Source organism: Bacillus sp. FSL K6-3431, from assembly GCF_038002605.1.
Taxonomy (GTDB): Bacteria; Bacillota; Bacilli; order Bacillales; family Bacillaceae_C; genus Lederbergia.
Map to the genome: position 1 here is coordinate 2,841,320 of NZ_JBBOCT010000001.1, position 13,393 is coordinate 2,854,712.

General features: G+C 39.7%; 10 protein-coding genes. 1 reads left to right on the plus strand and 9 read right to left on the minus strand.

Going from position 1 to position 13,393, the window contains the following annotated elements:
• Nucleotides 1–139 precede the first annotated feature (139 nt).
• The 5 genes from rho to MHB53_RS14025 all read right to left on the minus strand — a co-directional run bounded on the left by rho (nucleotide 140) and on the right by MHB53_RS14025 (nucleotide 6,154).
• Nucleotides 140–1,423, minus strand: coding sequence for a transcription termination factor Rho (gene rho, locus MHB53_RS14005; protein WP_340919387.1), 1,284 nt, complete (start codon nucleotides 1,421–1,423; stop codon nucleotides 140–142).
• Between the two features lie 432 nt (nucleotides 1,424–1,855).
• On the minus strand, nucleotides 1,856–2,818 hold the full coding sequence (gene glpX, locus MHB53_RS14010) for a class II fructose-bisphosphatase (RefSeq protein WP_340919389.1): 963 nt from the start codon (nucleotides 2,816–2,818) through the stop codon (nucleotides 1,856–1,858).
• A gap of 140 nt (nucleotides 2,819–2,958) precedes the next feature.
• The gene (locus MHB53_RS14015; RefSeq protein WP_340919390.1) at nucleotides 2,959–4,245 is read right to left on the minus strand and encodes a UDP-N-acetylglucosamine 1-carboxyvinyltransferase; all 1,287 of its coding nucleotides are present in this window, start codon (nucleotides 4,243–4,245) and stop codon (nucleotides 2,959–2,961) included.
• 298 nt (nucleotides 4,246–4,543) lie between these two features.
• Nucleotides 4,544–5,407, minus strand: a complete 864-nt coding sequence (gene fba / locus MHB53_RS14020; protein ID WP_340919392.1) for a class II fructose-1,6-bisphosphate aldolase — start codon at nucleotides 5,405–5,407, stop codon at nucleotides 4,544–4,546.
• 372 nt (nucleotides 5,408–5,779) lie between these two features.
• Nucleotides 5,780–6,154 (minus strand): response regulator, encoded by a 375-nt coding sequence (locus MHB53_RS14025; protein WP_340919394.1) that lies wholly within the window; start codon nucleotides 6,152–6,154, stop codon nucleotides 5,780–5,782.
• A gap of 360 nt (nucleotides 6,155–6,514) precedes the next feature.
• Between MHB53_RS14025 and MHB53_RS14030 the strand changes: the two genes are divergently transcribed.
• Nucleotides 6,515–7,036, plus strand: a complete 522-nt coding sequence (locus MHB53_RS14030) for a DUF2529 domain-containing protein (RefSeq protein ID WP_340919396.1) — start codon at nucleotides 6,515–6,517, stop codon at nucleotides 7,034–7,036.
• Between the two features lie 101 nt (nucleotides 7,037–7,137).
• Here MHB53_RS14030 and MHB53_RS14035 read toward each other — a convergent pair whose 3' ends face one another.
• From MHB53_RS14035 to icmF, 4 genes are all read right to left on the minus strand, one after another.
• Entirely contained in the window at nucleotides 7,138–8,739 is a 1,602-nt protein-coding gene (locus tag MHB53_RS14035; protein ID WP_340919399.1) for a CTP synthase, read from the minus strand.
• Nucleotides 8,740–8,915: 176 nt separating this feature from the next.
• Complete coding sequence (gene rpoE, locus MHB53_RS14040) at nucleotides 8,916–9,476, minus strand: DNA-directed RNA polymerase subunit delta (RefSeq protein WP_340919401.1); 561 nt, start codon at nucleotides 9,474–9,476, stop codon at nucleotides 8,916–8,918.
• 149 nt (nucleotides 9,477–9,625) lie between these two features.
• Complete coding sequence (locus tag MHB53_RS14045) at nucleotides 9,626–9,808, minus strand: hypothetical protein (protein ID WP_340919403.1); 183 nt, start codon at nucleotides 9,806–9,808, stop codon at nucleotides 9,626–9,628.
• Between the two features lie 315 nt (nucleotides 9,809–10,123).
• On the minus strand, nucleotides 10,124–13,363 hold the full coding sequence (gene icmF, locus MHB53_RS14050) for a fused isobutyryl-CoA mutase/GTPase IcmF (RefSeq protein WP_340919405.1): 3,240 nt from the start codon (nucleotides 13,361–13,363) through the stop codon (nucleotides 10,124–10,126).
• Between the last annotated feature and the right edge of the window lie 30 nt (nucleotides 13,364–13,393).

Here is a 13,393-nt window from a genome sequence, read left to right on the forward strand (position 1 = left end):
TTGCTGAAACAGAGTTATCTATAACGATGTGAAGCGAATTTCGCTTGCACATTCATCTTAAAAATTACATTTTAATTATAGCAAGTCCACACATGAATTGCAATGATTTCCGTTTATATTTTATACGGTCATGACAGAATTACAGCAGACTTTTCGTATTCGTCTTACCCTTCATTTCAGTCGCTAAAGTCGTAATAAACTCTTCGTTTGTCTTAGATTGTTTAAGTTTACGTATAAACTTTTCAGCAAAATCATGAGTATCAGACATTGCTTTACGGATTTTCCATAATTTTTCAAGCTGCTCCTTTGGCACAAGCAGTTCTTCTTTCCTTGTTCCTGAGCGACGAATATCGATAGCCGGAAAAATCCTTCTTTCCGCAAGGGCACGATCTAAATGCAGTTCCAAGTTTCCTGTCCCTTTAAACTCTTCATATATTACATCATCCATTCGGGATCCAGTATCAACAAGTGCCGTAGCTAAAATGGTTAAACTACCACCTTCTTCGATGTTTCGCGCCGCCCCAAAAAATCGCTTAGGACGGTGGAATGCGGCTGGGTCAATTCCCCCTGATAATGTACGGCCACTCGGTGGAATAACCAAGTTATATGCACGAGCCAATCTTGTTATACTATCCATTAAAATGACGACATCACGTTTATGTTCAACGAGGCGCATCGCACGCTCAAGCACAAGCTCCGCCACTTTAATATGGTTTTCAGGCACTTCATCAAATGTAGAACTAACTACTTCCGCATTCACAGAGCGTTCGATATCTGTTACTTCTTCTGGGCGCTCGTCGATTAACAATACGATAAGTTCGGCATCAGGATGATTCGTTGAAATCGAATTTGCGATCGATTTCAAAAGCATCGTTTTACCTGCCTTTGGAGGAGCAACAATCAAGCCACGCTGACCAAATCCCACGGGCGATACTAAATCCATGATTCTCGTAGATATATTATTCGGAGCTGTTTCCAAAGTAATTTGACGATCAGGATATAGCGGTGTTAAAGCTGGGAAGTGAACACGCTCTTTAGAGGTTTCAGGGTCATCGCCGTTAACTGCTTCTACATGTAATAAACCAAAATAACGTTCATTTTCCTTTGGTGGTCGTACTTTACCAGAAACTTTATCGCCATTACGTAAATCAAAACGGCGGATTTGTGATGCGGAAATATATATATCCTCGGAGCTTGCTGTATAATTAATCGGCCTTAAAAAGCCAAATCCTTCTGATTGGATAACCTCTAGAACGCCTTCCATGAAGAAAAATCCTTCTCGTTCTGCTCTCACCTTAAGGATTGCAAAAATCAGTTCTTTTTTTGTTAATTTGCTATAATAAGAAACTTTATATTCACGAGCTAGTTCATAAAGCTCTTTTAGTTTCATTTCTTCTAGTAAAGAAATTGTTAATTCAGCCATTTCGACACCACTCTTTATTATTATTCTTTTTTAAAAGAGTTTTCTTAAAGGATGTTCAAATAGTCACCAAATGATAAACGACGAATTTCTTCGTTGGCAATTAGGGACTTTTACTAAGGTTATAGGAGCCCTTGTTAAGTTAAAAAGGATTCTCTGTTTAGATCGCTCACGTCGTGTGCAAGTCCGATCCTCAAAACCTTCGCGCCTCGAACTGCTTGTTCCTAATTTGGCACCATTTTGAACAAACTATAATATTAAAACTCTTGTTGAGATCGTTTATAAATGAGGAATAAATTTTTGACAGTATTTCAGTTGAAGTATCAAGAAGCGGTTGTTATAAAAAGGAGCTCCATCCCATATATAAGTGTATATGAAAAATATGATTCTTGTAAAGGAGGGACTGTCCCCTTCAGACCACTCCTTCAAAAATAGTTATCTCAATACCATATTCGGCTTGATGTCCAAGCTGTGACGTCCTTCAATGAATCGTACTGTCCCAGATTTTGCCCGCATTACAACAGAATGCGTGGAACCATACGTCCCTTTAAATTGAACGCCTTTTAATAATTCACCATCCGTTACACCAGTAGCAGCAAATATAGCATCATCACCACGTACAAGGTCACTCATGCGGAGGATTTTATTCACATCAATTCCCATTTTTTTGCAACGTGCAACCTCGGCATCTGTTTGTGGAAGTAGCTTTCCTTGAATTTCACCACCAAGACACATGAGCGCCACAGCAGCGATAACTCCTTCAGGTGCTCCACCCGAACCGAATAAAATATCTACTCCTGTTTCATCAAATGCTGTATTAATAGCACCAGCTACATCTCCATCTGAAATCAACTTAATGCGAGCGCCAGCCTCACGTAATTCAGCAATGATCTGCGCATGTTTGGGCCTATCTAAAATCGTAGCAACGACATCTTGAATATCTTTGTTCTTTGCTTTTGCGACTGCTTTTAAATTATCAAGGACAGAAGCCTCGATGTCTATTTTCCCTACAGCTTCCGGACCGACTGCGATTTTATTCATATACATATCTGGTGCATGCAAAAGATTTCCATGATCAGCTATGGCAAGCACAGTTAATGCATTCCAACTTCCGGAAGCTACAATATTTGTTCCTTCCAATGGGTCCACTGCAACATCTACCCGTGGACCATATCCTGTCCCAAGCTTTTCCCCGATATAAAGCATAGGAGCTTCGTCCATTTCCCCCTCACCAATCACGACTGTTCCTTTCATGGGTATTGTGTCGAACACATCGCGCATGGCAGTAGTAGCCGCATCATCTGCCTCTTCCTTTTTTCCACGCCCCATCCAGCGGGCTGAAGATAGTGCTGCTGCTTCCGTAACTCTGACAAGCTCCATTGATAAACTTCTTTCCATCGGTTTCTCCCCCAATATCGAAAACTCGCGCTTCGATGAATTGAGCCACTCTGATGTATGGACAATTTGAAGTTAGACAGGACTCTTTTTATATTTATATCTATTTCAAATGTAAAATCAGTTTAATTGATTATGCAAATTCAAGAGCTTTTTAGCTGTTCCATTTCTTCTTCAGTCATTTTTTCACGCCAGATGGTTGCACCAAGCCCATTTAATTTATCAACCAATCCACTATAACCGCGGTCGATATGTTCGAGTCCAGTCACTTCTGTAATTCCTTCTGCAAGTAACCCAGCTATGACGAGGGCTGCTCCAGCTCGAAGATCAGACGCTTTTACTTTGGCACCTTGAAGCTGTGTAGGGCCATTAACAATCGCCGTACTACCTTCTACTTTAATATTAGCGTTCATTCTTCTAAGTTCGTCAATATGTTTAAAGCGGGCCGAATAAATCGTATCTGTAACAACAGAGGTACCTGCCGCTTTCGTTAAGAGGACAGTAAACGGTTGCTGTAAATCGGTTGGAAAGCCTGGATACACTAAAGTTTTCACATCAACTGCGCTTAAGCGTTCGCCTTTACCAATAAAAATTTGCTCATCACTAGTTTCTACTGAAACGCCTAGTTCCCTTAACTTAGCAATCACGGACTCCATATGAAGTGGGATAACGTTATCAATTAAAACGCCTTCTCCTGCAGCAGCAGCTAAAATCATAAACGTTCCTGCTTCAATTCGGTCAGGAATAATCGTGTGACGGCAGCCGTTTAATGAATCAACTCCATCAATCCGGATGACATCTGTTCCTGCCCCTTTAATCTTTGCCCCCATGTTTGTAAGGAGAGTGGAAACATCAATGATCTCAGGCTCTTTAGCAGCATTTTCAATAATGGTCCGCCCTTTTGCTCTAACAGCAGCGAGCATTATATTAATTGTTGCACCTACACTAACAACATCTAGATAAATTCGAGCACCGCGTAATTCATCAGCACGTAAATAAATAGCACCTTGTTCATTCGTTACTTTTGCACCTAAGGCTTCGAACCCTTTAATATGTTGATCAATTGGGCGAGGTCCCAAATGGCAGCCTCCTGGCAGACCGATAACCGCTTTTTTAAATCGGCCAAGCATGGCTCCCATTAGATAATAAGATGCACGCAATTTCTTCACCTTTCCGTTAGGAAGTGGCATGGAGACCATTCTGCTTGGATCAACTTCCATTTCCCCATTCTGAAAAGAAACATCTCCACCGATTTCCTCTAGCAGCGCTTGCAACGTATGAACATCTGAAATATCCGGAAGACCTTCTATCGTTACAGGCGACTCAGCCAAGATTGTGGCAGGTATCAAAGCAACTGCACTATTTTTTGCTCCACTCACTTTGATTGTCCCTTTTAACGGATATCCGCCTGCAATTTTAAGCTTTTCCATTTAAGACTTCCTTTCTTGCCTATTTGGATGAAAACTCCAAGTAAAGAACACTTTTGAAAAGGTACGGCATTTTACCAATTATTATATACGAAATTACTCGATACATGTAAATTTCTTGTAGATTTTTAATCATATTGTAAGGTTTTAATACTTTTATGGGGATTTATCGGGATTTCTATCCTTTGCTTCCCGTTAAATGAAGGGAAACCGCCCAAATATTATAGGGCGGTTCCTGTTCTTATAGGTTTACTTTTTTCACGTATTCTCGCAAAAATGTTTACCATTATTATTTCACTTTTTAAGCTTTGTTAGATGAACCAAATTCACGCATTTTCCCAATAACCGTTTCTTTAATTGCCTCACGAGCAGGTCCTAGGTATTTACGTGGATCATATTCTTCAGGCAAATCTGCTAATACTTCGCGTACACGTCTAGCAGAAGCAATTTGGTTCTCAGTATTAACATTAATTTTCGCAGTTCCAAGAGAAATGGCACGTTGAATATCTTTTGTTGGAATGCCTGTCCCACCATGAAGCACGAGTGGAATTCCTGTTAAGTTCATTACTTCTTCCATACGTCCGAAACCAAGGTTTGGTTCGCCTTTATATGGTCCGTGAACTGACCCAAGTGCAGGAGCAAAGCAGTCAACGCCTGTTTCGCGTACTAAACGGTCACATTCTTCAGGAATGGCATAAGATGCATCTGCTTCATCAACAGATAGGTCATCTTCTTGTCCACCAATTCGTCCAAGTTCCGCTTCAACCGAAACACCAAGCATATGAGCAAGCTCTACTACTTTTTGCGTTAGAGCAATATTCTCGTCAAGTGGGAAATGTGATCCGTCAATCATAACAGATGTAAAACCAGCATCTATCGCTTTCGCACAAGCTTCAAAACTAGAACCGTGGTCAAGATGGATAGCGACAGGAACCGTTGTCCCGTATTCTTCCATCAATGCTTCAACCATTTTAACAACAAACTTGAAGCCGCCCATATAACGTGCTGCACCTTCGGAAACTCCTAGAATTACTGGGGATTTTTCTTCTTCCGCTGCTTGCAGGATCGCTTGGGTAAACTCAAGGTTGTTCAAGTTGAACTGACCAACTGCATATTTTTCTTCTTTTGCTTTATTCAACATTTCAGTCATGGAAACTAAAGGCATTTATTTTTCCTCCTTCAAGATGGACTGCACAAAGATGTGCACTGCTATATCCTTCACCATTTCTGGTCATGGACCTTTTTCCTACTTATCATATCAAATTCATTCGAGCTTTACCAACATTGAAAACGAGTTTTTATGAAATTTAAAGGAAACGAGCATATCATGTTAAAATTAGCTATATACAGAAAGTTTTTGTCGTATATAGCGCAATTGTCGTACTATACAATTTCACAAGGTTGTTACCGCTCGCAAATACCAAGTAGTTTCTTTCTAAAACTATATTAAAAAAATGATTTCCAAAAAAATAAATATGCCCACTTTAAGAAAGTGTGCACATTTATTTTCGGCTAATTCAAGCAGAAACTTCTTTTTCTATGAATCAATTCTCATTGGTAAGTACTTTCGGACAGCTTCACGAATCTCCACAATATCAAATGGTTTTGGAAAGTGAGCTAATGCTCCTAATTCATTTGATGCATTAATCATCTCGAGCTCCCCGTATGCAGTCATGATGATTACTCGAATGTCGGGATCCTTTTGTTTCAGTCTTTTCAAAATTTCTAGTCCATCCATGCCCGGAATTTTCATATCGAGTAATACGAGGTCTGGTGCATTCTTTTCAGTGATGTCGAGTGCTTGAAATCCGTTTGCTGCTTGAAAAACCTGATAACCCTCTTTTAGTAAAATCTCGTTTAATAAAATTCGTATACCTAGCTGGTCATCGACGATTAAAATTTTCTCAGACATTGTCTTCCCCTCCGCTTATTACATTATAAAAAAGATTCTGACCTTTTGATAGCCAGAACATATATTTCATATGTAACCTATCTATAATTGTTACATTCAACATATTCATGTGTGTTTCCTTTAAAGGAATTACGACGTTTTCTGACAAACACGAAAATCTGTCCCTTTTTCATGTAAATAAGTGATAGGAATATGCTGTAGTTACAGATCAAAAAACATTTCCTTTTCTAGCTTCAATCCTAGTCTAATAGGTTTACGTGCCAAATGATTACGACTGTAACAGCTTGGTAGCGCCTTGCGCTTTTCTTAAATAGTAGCAAGGCTTATAATGGCAATATCGGATTGAAGGGAGAATTTCATATGTTAAAAATGTTTTCTACACAACTAACCGGGTTATTTAACCGGGTTTTTGATAAAGAGCAGTTTCAAATAGAAGATGGGGCCAGACTATTGGCACAAGCTCCTGTTGGAGAAGGACATATTTATATAAAAGGCTTCGATGAAATGGAAAGTGTTGCGTTTGAAGCATTATATGGGGCAGAACCCTTTGAACATGCAGTGAGATTGGAAGCCGGCATTTCTTTATCGACTGCTGACAGAGCAATTATTTTCACGAGATTTTCGACAGATAAGGAAGCAGTATCTCTCGGAGAACAACTAGCAGAAAAAAATATACCTTTCGTTGTCGTTTCTGGTCAGAAAAAGGAAGAGCATTCTCGCCTTAATGATCTTGCAGATGTTCATATTAATACGCAATTACTTAGGCCGCTATTACCAACTGAAGATGGGAGTCGTATCGGTTTTCCTTCATCCATGGTAGCTCTATATATCTACTTTGCTTTAAAGTTTACAATCGAAGAGATTATAGAAGAATATGAGTAATTATAAGAATTTCAATTAGTTTTTGGAAAAAAATAATTGCATTGGTTGAACTTTTTATATAAAAAAGCCTCCTCACAAACTGAGGAGGCTTTTTTCATATATTACGCTTTAGCATTTATTGCCGCTTCCACAAAGCTATTGAATAATGGCTGTGGACGTGTTGGGCGTGAAGTAAATTCCGGATGGAACTGACATGCTACGAACCATGGATGATCAGGTAGCTCGATAATTTCTACGTAACGACCGTCTGGGCTAACTCCTGAGAATATAAAGCCAGCCTTCTCCATTTCTTCCCGATATTTATTATTGAACTCGTAACGATGGCGATGACGTTCCTCCACCGTATCTACTTTATAAGCCTCGTAAGCTTTCGTACCTTCTTCAACCTTACACGGATAAAGTCCAAGTCTTAATGTTCCACCTAAATCTTCTATACCTTCTTGATCTGGTAAAAGATCAATAATCGGATGTGGTGTTGTCGGATTTATTTCGGATGAATGAGCCGTATCTAATCCAGCCACATTTCTTGCATATTCAACAGAAGCAAGTTGCATCCCTAAACAAATACCAAAGAATGGAACTTTATTTTCACGAGCATATTTGATTGCTGCTAATTTACCATCAACGCCTCTGTCCCCAAAACCACCTGGTACAAGAACGCCATCTACATCAGCAAGCTCAGCTGCAACATTTTCCTCAGTAATAAGCTCTGCATTTAACCATTTGACTTCTATATCAGAATCGAATGTGTACCCTGCATGTTTCAATGCTTCGACAACTGAAATATATGCATCTTGAAGTTCAACATATTTGCCTACTAAAGCTATTTTCGTTGTTCTCGTAAGTCCCTGAACTTTTTCTACGAGCTGCTTCCATTCAGTCATATCTGCATCACTACATACAAGCTTCAAATGATTACAAACGATTTGGTCAAGATGTTGGTCCTGCAATGAAAGTGGGATAGAATATAACGTGCTTGCATCTCCCGCTTCAATAACAGCCTCTTTATCTATATCACAAAACAAGGCAATTTTATCTTTCATATCTTGAGAAATTGGCATTTCTGTACGAACAACAATTACGTTAGGTTGAATTCCTAAGCTACGAAGTTCTTTTACGCTATGTTGGGTCGGTTTTGTTTTCATTTCACCCGCAGCCTTCAAATATGGAATAAGTGTACAGTGAATGTACATCACATTATCACGGCCAACATCATTTTTCATTTGGCGAATTGCTTCTAGGAATGGAAGGGATTCAATATCCCCAACTGTTCCACCTATTTCTGTAATAACTACGTCTGCTTGCGTTTTTTCAGCCGCACGATAAATACGATCTTTAATTTCATTTGTAATATGCGGAATAACTTGAACTGTACCGCCGTTATAATCACCGCGCCGTTCCTTTTTTAACACTTCAGAATAAACCTTACCTGTCGTTACATTACTGTATTTATTTAAATTAATATCAATAAAACGTTCGTAATGACCGAGATCAAGATCCGTTTCCGCGCCATCATCTGTCACAAACACTTCTCCATGTTGATAAGGACTCATTGTACCTGGGTCCACGTTAATGTATGGATCGAATTTTTGAATCGTTACGCTTAAGCCACGATTTTTTAACAGGCGCCCTAAAGATGCAGCCGTGATGCCTTTACCTAATGATGATACTACTCCACCGGTTACGAAAATATACTTTGACACAAATACTTCCTCCTTTATTGCATTACCCTATTTCTTTATTATGTTCCATTAATCCTATAAAAAATAAAAAACGCTCCCGCTACAAAAGTAAGGGAGCGTGACATATTATTTCTCTGTCCTTTTTCAAGGAGCCCAAATAAGATATTACATACTCGCGGAACGGAAGTCAAGAGGGATTATTGCTCTTCTTCCTCTTCCTCTTCTTCTTCGTCCTCGTCTTCTTCATCAATATCTAATTCTTCTACTTCTTCTTCAATCTCAAATTCATCGTCTACTAGATCTTCGTCTACTTCTGCTTCACGTAAAGCCTCTAAGCTTTCATCTTCTTCTTCTTCGTCTTCATCATCGTCATCAACCGACTCATCTTCATCTAGGTCATAATCATCTTCCAACTCTAGATCTTCATCATCGTCAATAACCGCTGCTTTTTTAGCTTTCTTCTTTTTCGGTTTAGCAGGGACTATCACTTCTTCATCAATTTGATCGAACGGGTACCATTCACGTAATCCCCAACGATTTTCACCAAGTGAGATAAATTGACCATCAATATTGATATCAGTATAAAATTGGAGCATTCGTTGACGAAGTTTTTTTTCTGGAATTTCCAGCAATCTCCCAATTTCAGCGACTAACTCATTAAATGGCATTGCTTCTCTTTTTTCCTCAAAAATATACGTCGCGACTTCAATAAAAGACATTTCACTACGTTGTTCTTTGGACAGCTGCTGCAATTTCAAAAATCGCACATCCTTTCATTCTTTATAATCAAAAGGCGGTTAAAAATAGCACAAGCGCCTTGCTTGTTAAAAACCATCTTCAACATTATAAACAAATTAGTTTCATTTATGCTACTGTTAACCGCCAATAATTATTTGATTTCTTCTGATCAGGCTTTTTCAGTCACATTTTCATCATTTTCAGACTTTGATTCAGGAGGCTTTCGACGCCCTAAATAAAAAAGCACAAAAGAGATAAGTAAGAATGGAATAGAACCGAGCGATTTCTGATATAAGAAAAAACTAGCAGCAACCACGAGAAAACTACTTATTAAAATAAGCGTTATTTTCATCTGTCCACATCCCGTCTTCAAGCGCTTTTCTTACATTGTAAACCGCATAACTAAAATTATCCACTAAAGAAAAACAGAATGCGCTCTCAGAGGCGCGAAGGTTGATCTTACTGTCTTTACAGATAAACTTATGACCTCGAGTCTCTCGCGTCTACAGCTAGACATAAAGGAACAAATCCCACGTTGTGTGGCAACGCCGTTATGACTCGCATTGAGAGCCTAAGTGGAATGTGCGCGACGTTGCGTTCTTAGTTAACAATCCTTTTATTCTGGCGGGATAAAGGAAACAGGAAGCCTGAAATGTGAAGTCCTTACTTACATATTGCGGCGATATTGTCCACCTACTTCGTAAAGGGCGTTTGTGATTTGTCCAAGACTCGCTACTTTTGTCGTTTCCATTAACTCTGCAAAAATATTACCACCGTTCACTGCTGTTTCTTTCAATCTCTGCAATGCATTGCCAACTTGAGCCCTGTTCCTGTCCTGAAATTCCCGTAAATGATCCATTTGCGTTTCTTTCTCTTCTTTTGTTGCTCGAGCGAGTTGGATGTCGTTTATGCTTGTTTCTGATGGCGGATTCGGATTTATATAGGTGTTCACGCCAACGATCGGGAGCGTCCCCGAATGCTTTAGCATTTCATAATACATAGATTCTTCTTGGATTTTGCCACGTTGGTACTGGGTTTCCATTGCACCTAAAACGCCTCCACGGTCATTCAATCGTTCAAATTCCTGCAACACAGCTTCCTCCACTAGGTCTGTTAGCTCTTCGATAATAAATGATCCTTGCAGCGGATTTTCATTTTTTGATAAACCATGTTCTTTTGTTATGATCATTTGAATCGCCATCGCCCGCCTCACAGACTCTTCGGTTGGCGTCGTAATTGCTTCGTCATAGGCATTTGTATGAAGTGAGTTACAATTATCCTGCAATGCCATTAAAGCTTGTAAGGTTGTACGGATATCATTAAAATCAATTTCTTGAGCATGAAGGGAGCGTCCTGATGTTTGTACATGATACTTTAACTTTTGACTCCGTTCATTTGCACCATATTTATCTCGCATTGTCGTTGCCCAAATTCTTCGTGCCACCCTGCCGATTACCGTATACTCTGGATCAAGCCCATTCGAAAAGAAAAATGATAAGTTAGGTGCGAAATCATCGATATCCATTTTGCGACTTAAATAATATTCTACATACGTAAAGCCGTTCGCGAGTGTGAAAGCGAGTTGGGAAATCGGATTAGCTCCCGCTTCCGCGATATGGTAACCAGATATAGATACAGAATAATAGTTATGGACTTGTTGATCGATAAAATATTGCTGAATATCCCCCATCATTCTCAACGCAAACTCCGTAGAGAAAATACATGTATTCTGACCTTGATCCTCCTTTAAAATATCAGCCTGTACTGTGCCACGTACTGTATTTAAAGAATGTGCCTTTATTTCAGCGTATTCTTCCAGCGTTAATTCCCTATTAAGCTCCGCCTTTTTCACTTTTATTTGCTGGTCAATCGCTGTATTCATGAACATCGCAAGAATAATTGGTGCTGGTCCATTGATTGTCATCGAAACAGACGTAGATGACGCACATAGACCGAATCCTGCATATAACTTTTCCATATCTTCCAGCGTACAAATGTTCACACCACTCTCGCCAACTTTTCCATAAATATCAGGCCGATAATCGGGATCCTCGCCATAAAGCGTAACCGAGTCAAATGCTGTGCTCAAACGTTTGGCTTCGTCATCCTTTGATAAGTAATGAAAACGCCGATTGGTCCGTTCAGGTGTTCCTTCACCGGCAAATTGGCGTTTCGGATCTTCGCCTTGCCGTTTAAAAGGAAACACACCTGCTGTAAACGGAAATGAACCTGGCACATTTTCTTTGTACACCCAATTCAGGATTTCACCATAATCCGCGTATTTTGGCAACGCGACTTTTGGAATCGAAAGACCGGACAAACTTTTAATTGTTAGCTTCGTCTCGATTTCACGGTCGCGAATCTTCGTTACGAACCGTTCCCCTGCATATTTTTCTTTCATTGCCTGCCATTCAGTGATGACTTTTTTTGCAGCTGGCAATAGCTTTTCTTCTGTTTTTATTTTCAAAGCGATCAATTCATCCACTATATTAGTAGCTGCCTCTTCCGCAGCTGTGATTGCACCTTCTAATTGGAATACCCTGCGTGCAATTTTCACTTGTTCTTCTGCCTGCTTGTGATAACGATGGACGGTATCAGCAATCTCCCTTAAATAATGCTGACGACTGTTCGGAATAATTACATCTTGTTTTTCTACCTTTTGATTTTTTGAAAAAGCAGTCGACCATTCTGTACCACATTTTTCATTTAATTTTTCAATCAAAGCTGCAAATAATGCGTTCGTACCCTGATCATTGAATTGACTTGCAATTGTTCCATAAACCGGCATGTCTTCAAGTTCTATATCAAAAAGCAAGCGACTGCGCTGATATTGCTTTTGCACCTGTCTCCTTGCATCCTCAGAGCCTTTGCGCTCAAATTTATTGATGACAATTAAATCCGCATAATCAATCATGTCAATTTTTTCAAGTTGTGATGGTGCTCCAAATTCGCTCGTCATTACATACATGGAGACATCACTAATTTCAGTAATCTCAGCGTCGCCTTGACCGATTCCACTCGTTTCCACAATGACAAGGTCAAATCCTGCTGCTTTGACAATATCGATCGCATCACGGGTAGCAAGTGATAATTCACTCCTAGATCCTCGTGTCGCTAAGCTCCTCATATACACACGTGGAGAGAAAATGGCGTTCATCCTAATCCGATCCCCTAATAATGCACCGCCAGATTTTTGCTTTGACGGATCAATGGACAAAATAGCCACTTTCTTTTCTGGTACTTCATTAATAAATCTCCGTATGAGTTCGTCCGTCAGCGAGCTTTTCCCCGCTCCACCAGTACCGGTTATCCCGAGTACTGGTGCAGATCCAACAAGCTTTTTTATCGTTGAAAAAAGATCAGAGTCATTCTCTGTTCCTACACGATTTTCTGCAATTGATATTAATTTAGCCACTATTTGTTGATCGCCATTTGTCAGATTTTCTAATCCAATTTTTAAGGGACCTGTTGAGACATCACATTGTTCAAGCATTAGATTGATCATGCCTTGGAGACCGTTTACTCGCCCATCATCTGGTGAAAAGATTCGCGCAATCCCATATTCATGTAGTTCCTTGATTTCCCGAGGGATGATAACGCCTCCTCCGCCCCCATATATTTGAATATGTGTAGCATCTTTTTCAGCAAGCAAATCATGCATATATTTAAAATACTCGATATGTCCACCTTGATAGGAAGATACCGCAATTCCCTGCACATCTTCTTGGATGGCCGCATTTACTATCTCTTCCACGGAACGATTATGCCCTAAATGAATGACTTCTGCACCACTAGCTTGTAAAATCCTCCGCATGATATTGATTGATGCATCATGCCCATCAAACAAACTAGATGCCGTGACAAAACGAACATGATGACGTGGTTTATATATTTCTAGAGCACTCATGCTACTCCCCCTATGCTTGGGCATGATAGC

Excerpts from the sequence above, each read along its gene's own strand:
- MHB53_RS14025 (WP_340919394.1), bottom strand. The coding sequence starts at position 6,154 with ATGTCTGAGAAAATTTTAATCGTCGATGACCAGCTAGGTATACGAATT.
- MHB53_RS14015 (WP_340919390.1), bottom strand. The coding sequence starts at position 4,245 with ATGGAAAAGCTTAAAATTGCAGGCGGATATCCGTTAAAAGGGACAATC.
- MHB53_RS14030 (WP_340919396.1), top strand. The coding sequence starts at position 6,515 with ATGTTAAAAATGTTTTCTACACAACTAACCGGGTTATTTAACCGGGTT.
- rho (WP_340919387.1), bottom strand. The coding sequence starts at position 1,423 with ATGGCTGAATTAACAATTTCTTTACTAGAAGAAATGAAACTAAAAGAG.
- glpX (WP_340919389.1), bottom strand. The coding sequence starts at position 2,818 with ATGGAAAGAAGTTTATCAATGGAGCTTGTCAGAGTTACGGAAGCAGCA.
- MHB53_RS14045 (WP_340919403.1), bottom strand. The coding sequence starts at position 9,808 with ATGAAAATAACGCTTATTTTAATAAGTAGTTTTCTCGTGGTTGCTGCT.
- icmF (WP_340919405.1), bottom strand. The coding sequence starts at position 13,363 with ATGAGTGCTCTAGAAATATATAAACCACGTCATCATGTTCGTTTTGTC.
- fba (WP_340919392.1), bottom strand. The coding sequence starts at position 5,407 with ATGCCTTTAGTTTCCATGACTGAAATGTTGAATAAAGCAAAAGAAGAA.